Here is a 16609-nt window from a genome sequence, read left to right as displayed (position 1 = left end):
TGGAGCAAACTTAATTAAATTTAAACCCATTCCCTCCGCCCTTTGCTTGGTCGCTAGGACTTGACCTGTATTATCTGTCATTCGTTTGTAAATTATTTTTTGGCTTGGAATCTTGGAACTGTTTATGAACGAGCCGTGCGCAAAACTATCCGCTAGTGCTTGCTCGTATGCATTAATCGTTTGTTATTCAGAATTTCACAATTTAATACCTTTATTTATCCTCAAATATCAAATAGGCTAAATTTCTACTCAAATTCCCATACGCAACTATCCAATATTCTCGTATGATATTTTTGATTTGTAAGTTATCGTCCAGAAAGTCGGCAAATATTTTAATCCTATCTTTGTCTACCGCGCCTAGCTCTTCATTCTCTTCCTCAAACGAAGCGACAATTAAATGCGACAGAGCAATCTTATCGTGGAAATTTAATGTCTTGTCTTCTAGCAAATTTAACATTGACGTAATTTTGCCGATATCTGCTAATTCTAGCTCCCAATCCTGCTCATTTCCAGTCGAATCTAACCCCAAAAGCTTATTTAATTTTATCGCGCTTTCTTTTCTTACGAAATAATCGGTCATTTTATTATCCTTTATATATGTTTTCACCGCGATACTCAGCCGACCGCGCTATCTAGCAGTTTCCTAGAATTTTGTAAAGCCCATACGAAATTTTCGAGCTCTACGCAGTCTTTTAATTCAAATCCAAAATTTAACAAACCCACCGACAGGGCGCCACCTTCTTTTATGACGCGGGCTATTACATTTCCTTTATGCTCTATACTTACCTTATTGCCATGCCTTATCTCTCCTTCTTTAAATAATATAACTCTTCATTTTGATGCATATTTTACCTTATTTTAAATTTTATCGCTATTTTTATCATTTACGCCTTTTAGAATTTCATGCAATAGCTCGTTTTCAACGGCATTTTTCTCATCCAATATTGATACGCCCATAGTTGTTGGAGTTATCTTAGATAAAAATAGATTTATAAGCTCTGTTTTTTCATCGATTCCGTATGACAATGTAACTATATCCAATAAATCGTGCCGCTCTATAAAACTATCAAAGATATCTTCTAATTGCGACGCTTTCTCTGCGTAGAAGAATATCCACACTTTACGCCTATAAGAAAATCCGTTGCGATATTACTAAAGATATCTATCTTATCCATAAAGTGCGATCCGATAAGCAAATATATATCCGAGCTGCTTTTCGATAAAGAGTCAAGCTCGTAAATAGAACCGATATTTTTATAATTTATCATTTTATGCACTTCCCTATCATAAGGCGCTTTTTTCGTACAGCTCAAAAGCATAGAAATCGCCGTCTTTTTCCTTACACTTAACGATATCACCGTATTTGAATTCTAAAATTTCATCCAGTTCGGATTCAAATTTCGTCGTATCGGTAATTTTAAAAATATATTGCGCGATTTGAGCAGCCTTTACCGGGCGCCATACATCGATATCTTCATTCAAAATTTTTATAAAAATTTCTTTATCGGTCGCGCTCGCCATATTAAATCTTTCTGCCCGATTATCTAAAATTCTTTCTGCCTAGCCACAATTTAAGATACTTTAATACGGGTCTTAAATAATCATTAGTAGCATTGGCTTTAAAGGTGCTTGCGTCTGATTCTATCAAATACCAGCTATATCCGTCATCCTTTAAAATATTCATTTTGCGATGTTTGGCCTCAGCGTTTGCGTCCGATATCTCTATATCCAATACTTTATTTGCAATATTCATCTGTACCGATAGGTTAGGGCTTAGATCATATATGAAACGGTTAAAATCTTTGATGATATGGGTATTATATACGTCATCGATCATCTCGGCTCTTCTCTTCCTAAAAATTTCCTCTTCTATTGGGTCTCCGTCAATAAGCTTTCCATAATGATCCGCGTCTGCTACGAGCTCTTCGTAAGATGCGGTAAAACATTCAAAAAATCCCCTATGCATCCCAAATTTCCAATTTGTAGGCACCGTCTCATCGATTACTTGAAAATATTTGCTATTAAATCGATTGTAATCTATATCGTCTTCAAACGGTAATATGCAATAATAAATCCGTCCCTCTTCATATTGGATACCATGAACAAAATAGGTTCTGTTTAATCCCAGATACTCATGCCTATCCTCTTTTATACATTTTACAATCATTTAAAATCATCCTTAAATTTGAAATCATCTACGGCTTCTATGATGGGCTACTCGTCTTTATCGCCTATTATACTATTTCTAACAAGTTCTGTAAAAAATTCTTTGTTTTTGGATTTGTTGATTGCCTCTTTTATAGCATTAAAGGATAATTTTAAATTATTTAAATTACCGTCTATAATGCAAAAGCCATTTTTCTCACACAATGATATTATGCCCCTTAATACGGCTTCATACTCGGATCTAAAATCGATACGAAACGTAACGGACTCTATTATATTATTAGCATCAAAAAACACCTCTAAGCGATTGCCGTTTTCGCTTCCATATAGATCTATTTCGTTAGACCAAGATTTTTCAGGCTTTAATAGGCGCGAAATTTCAGAAAATATCTCTTTTTTGATCTTTGCTTTTTTCCAATATTTATCGTCTTCAAAGAGCTTTATATTGCCATATTGCCGGTCGTATTGCAGATCGTATGTATCGCTTTTAGGTAGAATAAAAAACTCACATTGCCAAATTGCCATATCTTCCTTCCTTAAATATTTTCATTATAAAATTTTAAAAGTAATACACATAGCAGCCTCGGTCATCGTATATATCAAATAAAATCGAAAATTTCTCTTTATTGTTTACGGCTAACTGAACTCTAATGTTCAAAGAGGGCTCTTTTGCCAGCTCAAAATTAAAATGGCGCAGCAGTATGGATCTCAAAAAATTTGGCTCAAGCGCCTTTTCTTTTATAAAGATAACGCCCGCTCTGGCGCCGTTTTTATAAGGCTTAGCTTTTGTGTATTGCCCCTTCATATTTTTAAGAAGATACTCCTCTATTTTCTCATCTCTTTCCCAAAAAAGAATTCTATAAACTATGCTATCTAAGTGGCTTGCTTTTGAAATTAGAAACATAATTAATCTAATTTTAGCCTCGACATCGATATTTTCAAAATCTATTCTTGATCTGGCTACGCCTCTTTTATTTCTGCTTATTTTTCTAAATTCTATATCGAAATTAGTTGGATCTATAATGCTTTTTATCATTGCCGCCACCTTTCAAAGCCCTTTTGCTGCGTGGTACTATACAAGCTCGCTTTAAAATCCTTATCTACTTTTTCCATTTAAATTTTAATCTCTTTCGCTTTATTTTTATAAAATTTTCCAACTGCTTATCGGTAAAATTTAAAACCTCTTTTCGGTTTTGTAAATTTACATAAGTGTGCCTTATATCACAGCACCTATAAAAAATATATTTCCAATTTTTAATTAGCCAGTCTGCTTCTATCATATTTTTATCTGTTTTAAACAAAAACGGCAGAACCCATAAGCCTGCCTTGTAGCCGCTAATTACGATCAATTTTATAAAATTTACCCCATCATCGTCTTTTGCTTTTACTACGATAAAGCTTACATTTTTCTCATATGGATAGCTGGATTTTCTACATTCGATAATATCTCCGACCTTGATCTTTCCGCGAAATTTCAAGAGAGGAATACTAAGCTTTTCTATCAAATTTGTCTTTATGCGCCTATTGCGTCCGAATTTATCCCTAGGTTTTATCAGTCTGAAACCGGGGATTGTTTCGTCGCAGTCTTCTTTGTAATCTTTCAGTTCATCGCTACTAAGGTAATTATCGGAGCATATAAATACCTCCTGGGGGCTCGCATTGATGCCGAAATTTGCTAAATTACGAATCAATTGCTCCTTGTCCACGACAAATCCCGCTTTGCTTGATAGCATCTCGCTAGGAAGCTCAAAGTATCTGTTATCTTTTAAATTTAAAAGACAAGGATTTTCTGTCCAGAAACATCGCTCATCGCAGACCATAAGCTCATCGTCGTTAAATTTTATAATATCGCCTCTTTGTAAGTCATTGTCGAAGGTTGATATTGGTAAGATGGTCATTTAAAGTCCTTTTTTGCTTGCTAGATTAAACATGTTCATAATAAATTTTTCGTTATTTGTAATCGCTAAATTACACCTCTATACTCACATCTTTATACTTTTCATAAAGCCTCGGCTTTAAAATTTTATCACGATACTCTTTGCCCGCCTTTGTCATACATATCCAATGGCTATATCTGCTCCATGTGTTAGGGTCTTTCCAAGTTATCTCTGCTTGGGGAGTTATTTTGTCCTCCTCTAAAAATTTATATCCAAAAAAGAAATTATCCCTGAAATATATCCACTTTTCATAAAGCGACATACCTAGATCGATCTTGGATAAATTCGTATCGAAGTCAGCCCATTTCTTTCTTAAATTTCCGCGCTCTATGCCGAAGTCTATCATACCCCCTAAAAATAGTTGGCCCATTACCCCGAAATACTCTCCCGCATATGTCGGATAGGCTGAAATTTCAGGGTTATCTTCGTCCGCTAGCATATAGTCGCTTCGGATAATCCCATATAGTTCAAACCATTCGTACCAATCAAAGATTTCATATTCAAGGTAATCCAAAATATCTTTTTTCCTGGCACCCGGAATTTTAGCTAATATGCGAACAAACGAATCCATCCAGCAATCAAATCCTAAAGCCTTATAAAGTTCTTCATCTTTGTTAAAAACCCAGCCGTATAGTTCATTCGGTTTCAAAATTTTAAATTTCATAGTATCTCCTTTCTAAATTTAATCGGTTACCGATAGAATTTACCTCATCGATCCGTTTGATTGATCTCATATAAACTCGTTAATATAAAAATTATTTGATTCCGAGAGCTTGGGCATACTTTTTATTATTTCATCTAAATCGACGCTCTTTATTTCGGCGCAATTTTTTACATCGCCGCAGATACCGATAAAAATAAGATCGTCTCTGTTTTTGCCTATAAATTTACCCTTTGCGTAATAGCCGCCTTCAAATCTTTCATAGGCTATATAATATAATATTTGCTTTAAAATTTTACTTTGATCCAGCTTGAAATAGGTGCAGAATTTCGCGCCCTCTATATCTTGCGATATGTCGGTGGCGCCTACGGAGCTTTTTTCATATTTTTTAAGATCTATTTTTCGGATATTGTTTTCATCTCCTTCGCCGATTGCTCCAAGCACGCGAAAGTCCCTATCTATCTCGCCGTAAATATCAAAAAACAGATAACTGTCCTTAAAGCTTTTATAGGCGAATTCCTTTACGGCGTCCTTAACAATTTCGATATTTGCAAGCGTAACTTCGGTCTTTTTGCAAGATTCGTTTTTTATCTCTACTTCGATCATCTAAGCTCCTTTATTTGTCTTGCTAAATTTTAATCCGTTAGCCATTTTACCACATGCTCCAATAATTCCTCTAAATTTTCAGCTCCGCAACTTCCTTTGAGTTCGTTTTCCGTGGCATTGATGAAAAACCAATCCTCGTCATCTCTATCGATATTTATTTTGATCGGCTTTTTCCCGCTCTCGCCATCGATTTTAATCAACCAACCGGGATTATCGACCGTTTCTAGCGTAAGGCCATATTCATGCTCCCATTCTCCGTCGCATTTGGAAGCATACCAGTTTTGTATAAGCTTTAGATTATTCATCGCTCCTCCTTTAATTTCATAAATTTTAAAATTCTCAATTTGTTAGGCTTTGATATTGCAATTGAAGCAAGGCTTCTTTGCTATTTAAATTTAATCGCTTATTAGAAATTTCTTTTCCACGCCATCTTCCTTTATGTCGATTATCTTCCACCCCGGTCTATTTAAAAATTTTATAGCTTTTTCATCCAGTTCGGACAAGGGCTCCTCAAGATTAAATTTAGTTTTATAGTAATATAGCGAAAGATCTCTTTTATTGCCCTGATCCATAAGCTGCATTATGCACTTATCGTTTGGATACCCACTATCATAGCGGTTTATCATCATAAACGCCTCGCAGCTTTTATGAAACGGAAAGCGACCGAAATTAAAAAGATTGCCGACGAGCTCAAATACAAGGACAAAAAACAGAAATAAAATGAATAGCTTGATCATTCTGCGTTTCATTGCGGCGCTTCCTAAATTTTGAAATCAAAAATTCGTTTGTGTTTTAAATGCCAGACGATATTTGCGCTCAAGTCGCGGGTGTGCTCAAGCGCTAGTAGCGGTCTGGCGCAAAATTTACGACGCTATCTCGCTTTTTGCCGCGCCAGCTGCGGCGGATTCGCTTTCGTCCATGATGATGAGCTGTTTTGCGCGCTTGATCTTGGCATCGTCGCGAAACGCTGCGCGCACCTTGTCCATGCCGGTGTAAAATTCCTTCATCAAAACAAGGCACAGATACGCGCCGAATTCCGTCGTGCGGATAATCTCGCCCTCGATCCGCACGGCTCCTGCAAGCCTTAGCAGGCTAAGCTCTCTGCCCAGTTCGCGGCGCAGGTTTAGATCGTTTGCGGCGTTAAATTTAGCGATGTCGATCTCGCCGTTGAAAAGCTCGGTCAAAAACAGATATTTCGCGCGCTCGGATCTGCTAAAATCGCAAGTGGCGATTACGGTGCTTTCGTTTTTGCGCACCCTGCTTGCGTACTCTTCGAGGTTAAACGCATTTACGAGCAGCCTGCCTCCTAAGAAACTAAAAGCGCCGCTTCCGATGCCTACGTATTCGTGGTTTGTGCCTACATACTCGTCGCTCATATTTGATTTTTCGCGAGCAAAGGCCCATGCGTTGCTGCGGTGCCAGCTTGCAAATTCCTTGCAGATGATAGAGTAAAACTCCTCTTCGCGGTCTATGTTGCTAACGCCGAGACTTCGCGCTATTTGATCGCGCATCAAAGGCGATTTCATCAGCGGATACAGCGTGATCTGTTCGGGCTTCACCGCTTTTGCCGCTTCGATGTCGCGAAGTAAAATTTCGCGAGTTTGAAACGGAAAGTTAAAGATCAGATCTAGGCTTAAAATCGGCAAAATTCCGACCGCTCGGGATAGCTTTTCTTGTAAAATTTCGCCCGAGCCGAATTTGTCGTAGCGCGAAGCTTTGCGTAAAATATCGTCATCAAAGCTCTGAACCCCCACGCTTAGGCGGTCTATGAGCCCGCGAAATCGCAGCAAGCTCTCAGGCTCGATGTGGTTAGGGTCGCTCTCGCACGAAACCTCTTTAATGCTAAAAAGCGACTTGGCAAGCTCCAGCGTGCGCGCTAGCTCCTCCTCGTCGATAAGCGTCGTGCCGCCGCCTACATAAAGCGTCTCAAAGTCGTAGCCTGCGTCTTTCGTGCGCTGCATCTCGGTGCGTAGCGCGCTGAAATACGCCTTACACGCGCCGCGCTCGTAGGCGTATTTGTGAAAGGAGCAGTACGGGCAAAACGTGTGGCAGAAGGGCACGTGCATGTAGAGCATATATTTTTTATCTGTGTTTGGAATTTTGGCGATATTTTCCTGCGTGATGTCGATTCTAAGGGAGTTGTAGAGGGATTTTTGCATGGTGTCGGCGGCGTATTTTTTGGCGAAGCTATGCACCATTTGACTGATAAAATTCATAAAACTTTAACCTTTTTTAAACTTAAAAATTAATTTTTGAAGTTTATCGAAAACTAACTTATAAATTTATCAATAATTTAATAAAAAGCGCAGCGCCGCCATATACATTAGCGTAGGAAGCGCTATCGTAACGAGGGAATTACGAAATTTAGCATGCACAACAAACGCCATAATTAGGCAAAATAGCAGCGCCGCTGTTTGCAGCGCGTCCGCGCTAAAAGCTCGCCCGCCCGAAAAGCTAGGCAACATCGTCTTAAACGCGTAAATCGTCAAAACGACCATTATCAGAAGACCCGAGTTTTTCTGCAGATACGATAAGCTTGGACTCGCGGTCTTTTTCTTAAAAAGCAGCAGCGGCAAAAATCGCGTCAAAATCGTAGCGAGCGAGGCCAGAAAGATATAGGGCAAAATTTCCACTACCTACCCCTTTTTAAGAATTTTCGCAGCCTGCGTCCCGCGCGCGAAGGTCGCTCGAAGTATTTACGAAAGAGCAGCAGTACCGCAATGCCGAAAATCAGGGTGCCGAATAAAAAGTATTTTGCAGGAAAGATAAAAAGCCCCGCAAATGCGCAGGCAAATCCTAGCAATAGCACTTTGTATTGCGGATTTGCTTTAAAAACCTCATAGGTTAGCATCGCAAAAAGCGCCGTAAGGCTAAACTCGACCCCGCTAAAATCAAGCTTTAAGCTTGCCCCCAAAACAGCCCCCGTAACGACGCCCGCAACCCAGTAGGATTGATTTAAAACCGCGGTTAGATTATAGAGCAGATCAAGCTCCGCTAGCCTTTGCGGCGTTACGGGTCGCTCGCTGCTAAGCTCCTCGGGGCGCAAAAACGCGCGCGCTTTTAGCAGCGCAAAGGTTTCGTCGGTAAGGGCATACACGGCGTAAATTTTATGACGTACGAAGCGCAGCTCGTCCAGTAGCGACATCGTATAGAAAAAATGGCGAAAATTTAGCAAAAACGCCACGACGAAGGTATCTACGAGCGAGGCGTGAGTTACGATGAAGGCGATCAGCACGAACTCCACGCTGCCTGCGTAGATCAGCAGCGATGTTAGCGCGAGCGCCCATACGGGCAGGTCTTGGCTGATGCCGTAGATACCAAACGCCAGCCCCAGCGGCACGTAGCCCATCATCACGGCGAGGGTGGATCTAAAAATTTCAAATTTACTCATAGCTTTCCTAAATTTAAAAGCGCGATTTTAGCTAAAATTTTATTAAATTTTCAAAGGCGTGCGGGCGAGATCTGTGTCGCCGCTAGCGAGTTTTATGCGGTGATGCGCCGCAAGAAGAGCTGTAAAATTTACTCGCTTCGGCGCCGTAAAATTTTAAAATTTAGCCTGCGTAGAATTTTGCGAAATTTTAAAATTCCGGGGAGCGGATTTTTAAATTTAGCCTAAAATACGTGGCGCAAAAGCACGAATGCAAACGCCGAAAGCAGCGCCGAGACGGGTAGGGTGATGATCCACGCTAGCCCGATCGGCTTCATCAGCGACCAGTTTGTGCTGTGATTTACCAAGCCGATTCCCAAAATCGCGCCGATTAGCACGTGGGTCGAGGAGATCGGCAGCCCCAGCACCGATGCCGCCATGACGACGACGGCGCTTGCGAGCTCGGCGCTAAAGCCGGAGGCTGGGTGAATTTTGGTGAGATTGGTGCCTACGGTGGCGATTACCTCTTTGCCGATGAACCAAAGCCCCGCTATGAGGGCTACTGCGAACATTATCATAATCTGCTGCGGCACGGGAGTGGAGGGATTGATACTATTCGTAGCCATCGTATCGATGATGGCGGCAAACGGACCCACGGCGTTTGCGATGTCGTTGCTGCCGTGCGAAAAGGCAAAGCCGCTAGCGGTGAGCACCTGAAGCCAGCTAAACATCAAAAAGGTTGATTTATTCAGATCCGAGCGGCGCAGAGTTTTTGCGAAAATAAACATCAAAAGCCAGGTAATTAGCGTCGACATACCGATGATGAGGTAGTTGTAAAAATTCGTAAGCCCGAAATTTAGATTATGCAGCCCCTTAAATATCAGCATCGCCGAGATCACAAAGGCTCCGATACCGGCTACGGCAGGGATGCCGAATTCCAAAGCTTTGTGGGATTTTAGCTTCTCTTTTTTCGCGTCAAGCTCAATCACCTTTTTATAATACTCGCTATCCAGCTCGCTTGGATCAAAATCGGGATCGCGCATCGCGTAAATATCGTGATTTAGCGCCTCTGCATAGGCGATCTTTTGGATGTCGTCCAGAGTCTCGAAGGTCTTTTTATGCAATTTGCGGAGAGATTTTTTTTCGCGCTTTATGCGGTCGATCTTTATTTGAGCGTAGCGGTTGTAATCCAAAATGTAATGCTTAATTAGCCAGAAAATTCCAAAGGAGATCACGCCGCCTAAAATCGGCGAGAGCACCCAAGAAATCGCTATTTTGCCGATCTTATCCCACTGCACGAGCCACAATGCGGAAGTCTCTGCGGTATTAAGCAGGGCGCCTAGCGTAAGCCCCGAGCCCACGATGCCGCCGATGATCGCATGAGTAGTAGATACGGGCAAGCCCTTTCTGCTGGCAAAAAGCAGCCATGCCCCCGCCGCAAAAAGCGCGCTCATCATTACGTAGATAAAGTCTCTCGGATGCACGTCCATTTTGCTAAGATCGATTATGCCGCTGCGGATCGTCGAGGTTACTTCTCCGCCTGCGATTACCGCGCCGCTTGCTTCAAATACCGCTGCGATACAAAGGGCTTGTGCGATGCTAAGAGTGCCGCTTCCGACGCTGGTGCCGAAGGAATTTGCCACGTCGTTTCCGCCGATATTAAAGGCCATAAAGATGCCCAAAAATACCGAAACTAAAAATAGCATTTTATCGCCGCTTCCTATAAAACCGAATCCCCAGATAAGAAAATAGATTGTTACGCCGCAGAATATGCCGTAGAAAATGAGACTTATCTTGCTAGATTTCATAGCTCTCCCTTAAAATCCGCGAAATTTTACCACACGCGCCTTAATCCCCACTAAATCGCACGAGGGAGGTATATTAAATTTTACTTTTAAAAGCGAATTTAGTGGCGCGCGCTAAGCTTTATTAAATCAATACTTCGTTACAATCCACATTAAATTTTAAAACCGAGGCGAAAAATGTCTAGAATTCCGCTGCAAAGCCCGTATTTCGGAATATTCGTAATGCTAATCCTAGCCTTTTGCGTCTTTTCGCTCATCGTTAAACTATCCTCTTTGGTAGGCTCGCGTTTGGCAGACAGGCGCGACGAGCGGCTAAAGGGCGAAATTTACGAAAGCGGTCCCGAGGCCGTCAAACAGCCCAACCGAATGAACTCCCACTTTTTTTTAATAGCCGTGCTTTTCATACTTTTTGACGTCGAGATTATCTTTATGTTTCCGTGGGCGGTAAATTTTAAAATTTTAGGCGTGTTCGGGCTTGTAGAGATGGCGTTTTTCATCGTATTATTAGGCATCGGTTTCATCTACGCCTGGAAAAAAGGAGCGCTAAATTGGCAGAGCATAAGATAAACTACGCGCGCGAAAACGGGCTTCCCGTAGTTCTTACCACCGTCGATAAGCTAATTGCGTGGGGCAGGAGCAACTCTTTGTGGGCGATGACGTACGGGCTTGCTTGCTGTGCGATCGAGATGATGGCGGCGGGCGCGGGCAGATTTGACTTTGACCGCTTCGGCACGATATTTCGCGCAAGCGCTAAGCAATCAGATGTGATGATAATCGCAGGCACGCTTAGCAAAAAGCACGCCGAGTTTACGCGCCGCCTATACGACGCGATGCCCGAGCCCAAATGGGTCATCAGCATGGGCAGCTGCGCCAATACCGGAGGGATGTTTAATACCTACGCGACGGTACAGGGCTGCGACCGCATAGTGCCAGTTGATATCTATCTGCCTGGATGCGCGCCGCGCCCCGAGACGCTACAGTTTGCGATGATGGTGCTGCAAAAAAAGATCCGCACCCAAACCCCGCGCCGCGCGCAAAAGGCAAAAAGGCTGATCTGATGAGAAAATTTAATCCCAAAGGCGATCAGAGTAAAAAAAATTACTACAAAGACAGATTTTTTATCCCCGAGGAAACACCTAAATCCAGCGCAAACGAGAGCGACTTCAAAGACGATCTGGACGCGCTTGAAGGCGTCCAAATTTTAAACTCATACGTGGAATTTAACACTCTCGTACTCTACGTGGAGCCTGCGCAAAATTTAGCGGCGCTGCGCGCGCTTAAGAGCGCGGGATATGAAATTTTGTGCGAGCTAAGCGGCGTAGATTTTACCGAGGCTCGCGGCGGCATCGAGGTTTTTTATCAGCTTTTGGATATCAAAAGAGCGCGCCGCGCGCGGCTAAAGTGCTTCGTGCCGAACGAGAGCTTTTTGCAAAGCGCTGCGGGCATCTACAAAAGCGCGAACTGGGCGGAGCGCGAGCTATACGATATGATGGGCGTTTGGATAGAGGCCCATCCGAACTTAGCGCGCCTAATAATGCCCGATGATTGGCTCGGACACCCGCTTTTGAAATCCTATCCGCTGCAAGGAGACGAGTTTGCGAAGTGGTACGAGGTGGATAAAATTTTTGGGGTTGGCGCACGCGAACGGATCGGCGAAGAGAACCGAAATTCCGCATTCGTGAACGAAAAAGATACCTTTAACTTCGCGCGGCTCTATCACGAGGGCGGTTACGGCGAGCCGCGGCCGCAAGAAAAAATTTTACAAGAATATCAAGAAGAGGGCGGCGTGCGTTTCGTAAAACGCGTTAAACGCGGAATTTACAAGATCATCACAAAGAGAAAATAATGCAAAATCCAAGCAAGCTAAGACCGTTTTTCGAAAACATCGAGTACGAGCGCGAGGGCGCGAATATGATCTTAAATTTCGGTCCGCAGCACCCAAGCGCGCACGGCCAGCTAAAGCTAGTGCTGGAGCTTGACGGCGAGCGTATCGTGCGTGCGCGTCCGGGCGTGGGCTATATGCACCGAGGCATCGAAAAGATGGCAGAAAATATGATCTACGCAGAATTCGTCCCCGTAACGGATCGCATCGATTACATCGCATCAGGCTCGAACAACTACGGCTTTTGCGCCTCGGTCGAGAAGCTCTGCGGCATCGAAGTGCCGCGCCGCGCGCAGATCATCCGTACGATTTTGCTGGAGCTTAATCGTATCAGCTCGCACCTTCTGTTTTTGGGTACGCACGCGCTTGATATCGGCGCGATGACGGTATTTCTCTACTGCTTTCGCTCGCGCGAATACATACTTGATCTCATAGAAAAATACTGCGGCGCGCGCCTTACGCACAATAATATCAAAATCGGCGGCGTATTTTTGGACCTGCCTAACGGCTGGATAGAGGAGATGTTGAAATTTTGCGACGAATTCCCGAGCGACATTAAAGAGCTTGAAGATCTACTCGATACCAATAGAATTTGGCTGATGCGAACCGAAGGCGTGGGCGTGATCTCGCACGAAGACGCTCTTAGCTGCGGCTGTAGCGGAGTGACGCTCCGCGCTAGCGGGCATGCTTGGGATATCCGCAAAGAGGAGCCCTATCTCATCTACGACGAGCTTGATTTTGACGTGCCGTATGCGAGCGAGGGCGACTGCTACGCACGTTATAAATGCTATATGGCGGAGATGCGCGAGAGCCTTAAAATTTTGCGCCAGTGCGCGAAACACTATCCGCTAAGCGATCCGCAAATTTTAGCGATCGATCCCGCTTACGTAAATCCTAGCAAAGAGCAGATCATGACGCAAAACTACTCGCTGATGCAGCATTTCGTGCTGGTTACGCAGGGCTTGCGCCCGCCTGTGGGCGAAATTTACGCCGCGAGCGAGAGCCCTAAGGGCGAGCTTGGATTTTATATCCGCTCGATGGGCGAAAGCCGCCCGTACCGCCTTAAGATCCGCACGCCGAGCTTTTGGCACTGCGCGGTCTATGAAGAAATTTTACCCGGGCAGTATCTTGCCGACGCCGCGGCGATCATCGGCAGCACGAATATCATTTTAGGCGAGGTGGATCGATGAAACGCTACGATTTGAGGCATCTGGGCGATAAATTTTTAAACCGCATGGGCGAAATTTTAAAAAATTCCGCTCGCGGCGAGACGATGATCTTTATGTTTGAGATGGGCGATTTCAGCGCGGTTCAAAAGAGCGCCGATCTGGTGGAGGGGCTAAATTCCACGCTTTTAAGCTCGATCCGCTATAACCAAGTCGATTGGATGGTCGTCGCCAAAAAGGGGAGAGGATGAAAATTTTAAATTTCGCGTCGCTGCTTAGCTTGCAAAATCCCGCGCTCGCAGAAGATTTTAAGAGCGCTGAAATTTTAAGCGTATCGCCGCTGCAAGATCCGCATCTTCCGGGCGAGCTGATAAAATGCGAGATCGGCGCGCAAAGCTTCGTGCTGGCGCTAATCTGCGCTAGTTTTTGCGACGAGAAATATTTTGCGGATCTGGATCTGGAGTATCTAAGCGGCGAAAGCAGCGTGGGCGAGGAGGAGATCGAGCAGATCGCGGAGTTTTTACGGGGAGGCTGCGACGCGCTTTTGATCGACGATGCGCTTATTAAAACCCATCCCGACGCCGAAAATATCAAAGCCTTTCTATCTCTCATAGCGGCGAAGTTCGGGGTTAAAATTTTAAGCTTACGCGGCGAGCGAGCTGATTTTGGCGCGCAAGAGCGGGCAAATTTAAGCCCTCTAAAAGAGCCTGAGAATTTCGACGGCGCCGTGGTTTTCAAACACGATGCGGACGAGCGGCTCATCGGCGGAAGGTATTTTTGCATGGTCGCTAAGATCAAGGGTGGCGATCGCGTCCGCATAAAGACGCCGCACCTAAATTTAGAAAAAGAATTTATTTTGGATGAGGAGCTAAAGGGCACGATCGCGCTTTTAGGCTCGCGCGGGCAGGGCTTTGGCGGTTATAATTTCGAACTCGCAGAAATTTCTAAGGTTTAAAATGGCAAAGATCACGATCGACGGTAAAGCTTGCGAGTGCGACGAGGGCGAGTACATCTTGCAGGTCGCGCGTCGCTGCGGCGTTTTTATCCCTGCGCTTTGTTATCTAAGCGGCAGTACGCCGACGCTCGCATGCAGGCTTTGTATGGTCGAAGCGGACGGCAAGCGTGTCTATAGCTGCAACGCCAAAGCCAAAGACGGCATGGTCATCTACAGCCGCAGCCCCGAGATCGACGCCGAGCGCGAGGCGATCACGCAGGTTTATTGTATCAACCATCCGATGGCGTGCGGGGTTTGCGATCAAAGCGGCGAGTGCGAGCTTCAAAATTTAGCTCATCTGATGCGCACAAATACCCAAAGCTACGCTATCCGCGATACGGCGCGCGAGGTGCAGGATTGGGGGTATCTAAGCTACGATCCTAGCCTTTGTATCGTCTGCGAGCGCTGTATTACCGCCGCAAAAGACCGCTTGGGCGTAGATGCTTTTAAGCTCGTTCCGCGCGGCGGAGACGCGCCGAGTAAGGAGCAAAAGGACGCGATGCCAAAAGATGCCTACGCCGTGTGGAACAAGCTGCAAAAAAGCCTAATCGCGCGGGTAAATGAAAATGATGATTGCGTAAACTACGGCGAGAGCGCGGCGGTCTGCCCGACGGGGGCTCTGGTAGAGCGCGCGTTTAAATACGTTTCAAACGCCTGGGAGCTGCGTCAAATCCCCGCTTCCAATCCGCACAGTAGCGACTGCGAACTGCTTTATTACGAGGTCAAGCGCCGCGGCATAGGCGACGCGCGTGAAAGAATTTATCGCGTTAGCAGCGACATAAATTTTAGCGTTCTGCATGCAGGAGCGCGCTTCGGCTGGGATTTCTCAAACGAGCGGGCGAGCAAAAACGAAGCGGTTTTTGACCGCATCGTGCGCGGCATCGAGGACGGCGAGATTAAAAATATTAAATTTAATAGCTTCATCACCAACGAAGAAGCGCGGATTTTAGAGCTTTTGCGGCAAAAATTTAAGCTCGCTCTGATTAACGATGAAGCGCTTGCGTATCAAAAATTCCTGCGCGAATTTTCAAAGCTTAGCGGCACGAAATTTTATAATGCGGATTCACAGACGATTAAAAACAGCGATTTTATAGTCGTCTGCGGCACGTTTTTACGTAGCGACGCGCCAAATCTGGGCTATGCGGTAAACAGCGCCTGTAAGATAAATAAGGCAAGCGGGATCTATTTTCATCCGTTTTGCGACGAGGGTATTAAGGGCTTTAGTAAAAATTTCATCCATCAGCCGCACGCCGCGGGCTTGGAGGCACAGATCCTGCTTTGGATCTTGCAAAAGTTCGGGCGCGATCTACCTGAGTGGCTGGATGCAAAACTCGTGGCGGAATTTGAAATTTCGCGCGCCGCGGCGGAGGAAAATTTAGACGAGAAACCCGCAGATTCGCAAAATCTTGAGAATTCTGCGGAGGCAAATGGCTCTGGGAATGTTGCGAGTGTGAGCGGTGCCGAAAATTCCGCAAAAAATTCCGCGCAGAATTCCGAAAATCCTGCGGAAAGTAAAATTTCAAATTTTGCCCGCGCGCTGGGTCTGGACGAGCAAAAAATAGATGAAATTTTGGCTAAAAAGGAGCATTTTTCGCTTATCATCGGCGAGGATTTTATCCGCACGCCAAATAGCGCCATGCTTGCGCGTCTAGCGGGCTTGGTGCAGCGCTACACGCCGCTAAAAGTGCTAGTGGTGCCGCCGCGTACGAACAGCCTGGGCGTCGCGCTCATCTGTGAGCTTAGTGCGCAAACGAGCGCGGGCGAGACGATAGGCTACAATGAAGCGGGCGATATTAGTTTCGGCGTGCTGGAAGCGGATCTGGACGCGCCTAGCTTGGTGCAGCAGGAGGGCACGTTTACGAACTATGACAAGCGCGTGGTGCCCACCAATGCGGCGCTTGATTACGGCGGATACGAGCTAAACGACATCGCCTGTGCGCTGGGAGTTTGCGCGGAATACGCAATCAGCTATACGTCAAACTTGGGCGCGGATTTTGAGCAGGTTAAATTTGATGATTTAGAAAA

The 16609-nt window shown here is 44.8% G+C and carries 22 protein-coding genes; 7 read left to right on the top strand and 15 right to left on the bottom strand.

Annotated features, from left to right (window positions below):
* Positions 1-211 precede the first annotated feature (211 nt).
* The 15 genes from Q0236_RS11205 to Q0236_RS11135 form a co-directional block, all read right to left on the bottom strand.
* Complete coding sequence (locus Q0236_RS11205; protein ID WP_297917971.1) at positions 212-580, bottom strand: hypothetical protein; 369 nt, start codon at positions 578-580, stop codon at positions 212-214.
* 278 nt (positions 581-858) lie between these two features.
* Positions 859-1119 (bottom strand): hypothetical protein, encoded by a 261-nt coding sequence (locus tag Q0236_RS11200; protein ID WP_297917968.1) that lies wholly within the window; start codon positions 1117-1119, stop codon positions 859-861.
* A gap of 165 nt (positions 1120-1284) precedes the next feature.
* Positions 1285-1521 (bottom strand): hypothetical protein, encoded by a 237-nt coding sequence (locus tag Q0236_RS11195; RefSeq protein WP_297917965.1) that lies wholly within the window; start codon positions 1519-1521, stop codon positions 1285-1287.
* A gap of 19 nt (positions 1522-1540) precedes the next feature.
* Entirely contained in the window at positions 1541-1966 is a 426-nt protein-coding gene (locus Q0236_RS11190; protein WP_297917962.1) for a hypothetical protein, read from the bottom strand.
* Between the two features lie 248 nt (positions 1967-2214).
* A complete protein-coding gene (locus Q0236_RS11185) occupies positions 2215-2691 on the bottom strand; it encodes a hypothetical protein (RefSeq protein WP_297917960.1) in 477 nt (158 codons plus the stop codon).
* A gap of 34 nt (positions 2692-2725) precedes the next feature.
* Positions 2726-3202: a hypothetical protein gene (locus Q0236_RS11180; RefSeq protein WP_297917957.1), complete on the bottom strand. Its 477-nt coding sequence runs from the start codon at positions 3200-3202 to the stop codon at positions 2726-2728.
* Between the two features lie 64 nt (positions 3203-3266).
* Positions 3267-4064, bottom strand: a complete 798-nt coding sequence (gene imm45 / locus Q0236_RS11175) for an Imm45 family immunity protein (RefSeq protein ID WP_297917954.1) — start codon at positions 4062-4064, stop codon at positions 3267-3269.
* Positions 4065-4134: 70 nt separating this feature from the next.
* The gene (locus Q0236_RS11170) at positions 4135-4752 is read right to left on the bottom strand and encodes a hypothetical protein (protein WP_297917951.1); all 618 of its coding nucleotides are present in this window, start codon (positions 4750-4752) and stop codon (positions 4135-4137) included.
* An 81-nt stretch (positions 4753-4833) separates the two neighbouring features.
* The gene (locus Q0236_RS11165) at positions 4834-5370 is read right to left on the bottom strand and encodes a hypothetical protein (RefSeq protein WP_297917948.1); all 537 of its coding nucleotides are present in this window, start codon (positions 5368-5370) and stop codon (positions 4834-4836) included.
* A 29-nt stretch (positions 5371-5399) separates the two neighbouring features.
* Complete coding sequence (locus tag Q0236_RS11160; protein WP_297917943.1) at positions 5400-5675, bottom strand: Imm53 family immunity protein; 276 nt, start codon at positions 5673-5675, stop codon at positions 5400-5402.
* Positions 5676-5765: 90 nt separating this feature from the next.
* The gene (locus tag Q0236_RS11155; RefSeq protein WP_297917940.1) at positions 5766-6119 is read right to left on the bottom strand and encodes a hypothetical protein; all 354 of its coding nucleotides are present in this window, start codon (positions 6117-6119) and stop codon (positions 5766-5768) included.
* Positions 6120-6233: 114 nt separating this feature from the next.
* Complete coding sequence (locus Q0236_RS11150) at positions 6234-7586, bottom strand: coproporphyrinogen III oxidase family protein (protein ID WP_297917936.1); 1353 nt, start codon at positions 7584-7586, stop codon at positions 6234-6236.
* 69 nt (positions 7587-7655) lie between these two features.
* Entirely contained in the window at positions 7656-8003 is a 348-nt protein-coding gene (locus Q0236_RS11145) for an AzlD domain-containing protein (protein ID WP_297917931.1), read from the bottom strand.
* The gene (locus tag Q0236_RS11140) at positions 8003-8761 is read right to left on the bottom strand and encodes an AzlC family ABC transporter permease (RefSeq protein ID WP_297917929.1); all 759 of its coding nucleotides are present in this window, start codon (positions 8759-8761) and stop codon (positions 8003-8005) included. The genes Q0236_RS11145 and Q0236_RS11140 overlap by 1 nt, the downstream gene beginning before the upstream one ends.
* A 221-nt stretch (positions 8762-8982) precedes the next feature.
* Positions 8983-10545, bottom strand: coding sequence for an inorganic phosphate transporter (locus Q0236_RS11135; RefSeq protein ID WP_297917926.1), 1563 nt, complete (start codon positions 10543-10545; stop codon positions 8983-8985).
* Positions 10546-10719: 174 nt separating this feature from the next.
* Here Q0236_RS11135 and Q0236_RS11130 point away from each other — a divergent pair, with 174 nt between their 5' ends.
* The 7 genes from Q0236_RS11130 to Q0236_RS11100 all read left to right on the top strand — a co-directional run.
* Positions 10720-11109, top strand: a complete 390-nt coding sequence (locus Q0236_RS11130) for an NAD(P)H-quinone oxidoreductase subunit 3 (protein WP_005869774.1) — start codon at positions 10720-10722, stop codon at positions 11107-11109.
* A complete protein-coding gene (locus Q0236_RS11125) occupies positions 11091-11600 on the top strand; it encodes an NADH-quinone oxidoreductase subunit B family protein (protein WP_005869772.1) in 510 nt (169 codons plus the stop codon). Before Q0236_RS11130 ends, Q0236_RS11125 begins: the two co-directional genes overlap by 19 nt.
* Entirely contained in the window at positions 11600-12388 is a 789-nt protein-coding gene (locus Q0236_RS11120) for an NADH-quinone oxidoreductase subunit C (protein WP_297917923.1), read from the top strand. The genes Q0236_RS11125 and Q0236_RS11120 overlap by 1 nt, the downstream gene beginning before the upstream one ends.
* Complete coding sequence (nuoD, locus tag Q0236_RS11115) at positions 12388-13614, top strand: NADH dehydrogenase (quinone) subunit D (protein WP_297917920.1); 1227 nt, start codon at positions 12388-12390, stop codon at positions 13612-13614. Before Q0236_RS11120 ends, nuoD begins: the two co-directional genes overlap by 1 nt.
* Complete coding sequence (locus Q0236_RS11110; protein ID WP_177386790.1) at positions 13611-13841, top strand: NADH-ubiquinone oxidoreductase subunit E family protein; 231 nt, start codon at positions 13611-13613, stop codon at positions 13839-13841. The genes nuoD and Q0236_RS11110 overlap by 4 nt, the downstream gene beginning before the upstream one ends.
* Entirely contained in the window at positions 13838-14545 is a 708-nt protein-coding gene (locus tag Q0236_RS11105) for a hypothetical protein (protein ID WP_297917918.1), read from the top strand. Before Q0236_RS11110 ends, Q0236_RS11105 begins: the two co-directional genes overlap by 4 nt.
* A 1-nt stretch (position 14546) precedes the next feature.
* Positions 14547-16609, top strand: a 2063-nt coding sequence (locus tag Q0236_RS11100) for an NADH-quinone oxidoreductase subunit G (protein ID WP_297917915.1), incomplete at its 3' end; no start/stop codon positions are given.

The organism is uncultured Campylobacter sp., assembly GCF_938031315.1.
Taxonomy (GTDB): domain Bacteria; phylum Campylobacterota; class Campylobacteria; order Campylobacterales; family Campylobacteraceae; genus Campylobacter_B.
Note: the sequence above shows the minus strand (reverse complement) of the source record. Positions and strands in the feature narration are given on the sequence as shown.

Coding starts and splice junctions, on each gene's coding strand:
- Q0236_RS11205 (WP_297917971.1), bottom strand. CDS start 580: ATGACCGATTATTTCGTAAGAAAAGAAAGCGCGATAAAATTAAATAAG.
- Q0236_RS11195 (WP_297917965.1), bottom strand. CDS start 1,521: ATGGCGAGCGCGACCGATAAAGAAATTTTTATAAAAATTTTGAATGAA.
- Q0236_RS11190 (WP_297917962.1), bottom strand. CDS start 1,966: ATGCATAGGGGATTTTTTGAATGTTTTACCGCATCTTACGAAGAGCTC.
- Q0236_RS11185 (WP_297917960.1), bottom strand. CDS start 2,691: ATGGCAATTTGGCAATGTGAGTTTTTTATTCTACCTAAAAGCGATACA.
- Q0236_RS11180 (WP_297917957.1), bottom strand. CDS start 3,202: ATGATAAAAAGCATTATAGATCCAACTAATTTCGATATAGAATTTAGA.
- imm45 (WP_297917954.1), bottom strand. CDS start 4,064: ATGACCATCTTACCAATATCAACCTTCGACAATGACTTACAAAGAGGC.
- Q0236_RS11165 (WP_297917948.1), bottom strand. CDS start 5,370: ATGATCGAAGTAGAGATAAAAAACGAATCTTGCAAAAAGACCGAAGTT.
- Q0236_RS11160 (WP_297917943.1), bottom strand. CDS start 5,675: ATGAATAATCTAAAGCTTATACAAAACTGGTATGCTTCCAAATGCGAC.
- Q0236_RS11155 (WP_297917940.1), bottom strand. CDS start 6,119: ATGAAACGCAGAATGATCAAGCTATTCATTTTATTTCTGTTTTTTGTC.
- Q0236_RS11150 (WP_297917936.1), bottom strand. CDS start 7,586: ATGAATTTTATCAGTCAAATGGTGCATAGCTTCGCCAAAAAATACGCC.
- Q0236_RS11140 (WP_297917929.1), bottom strand. CDS start 8,761: ATGAGTAAATTTGAAATTTTTAGATCCACCCTCGCCGTGATGATGGGC.
- Q0236_RS11135 (WP_297917926.1), bottom strand. CDS start 10,545: ATGAAATCTAGCAAGATAAGTCTCATTTTCTACGGCATATTCTGCGGC.
- Q0236_RS11130 (WP_005869774.1), top strand. CDS start 10,720: ATGTCTAGAATTCCGCTGCAAAGCCCGTATTTCGGAATATTCGTAATG.
- Q0236_RS11120 (WP_297917923.1), top strand. CDS start 11,600: ATGAGAAAATTTAATCCCAAAGGCGATCAGAGTAAAAAAAATTACTAC.
- nuoD (WP_297917920.1), top strand. CDS start 12,388: ATGCAAAATCCAAGCAAGCTAAGACCGTTTTTCGAAAACATCGAGTAC.
- Q0236_RS11110 (WP_177386790.1), top strand. CDS start 13,611: ATGAAACGCTACGATTTGAGGCATCTGGGCGATAAATTTTTAAACCGC.
- Q0236_RS11105 (WP_297917918.1), top strand. CDS start 13,838: ATGAAAATTTTAAATTTCGCGTCGCTGCTTAGCTTGCAAAATCCCGCG.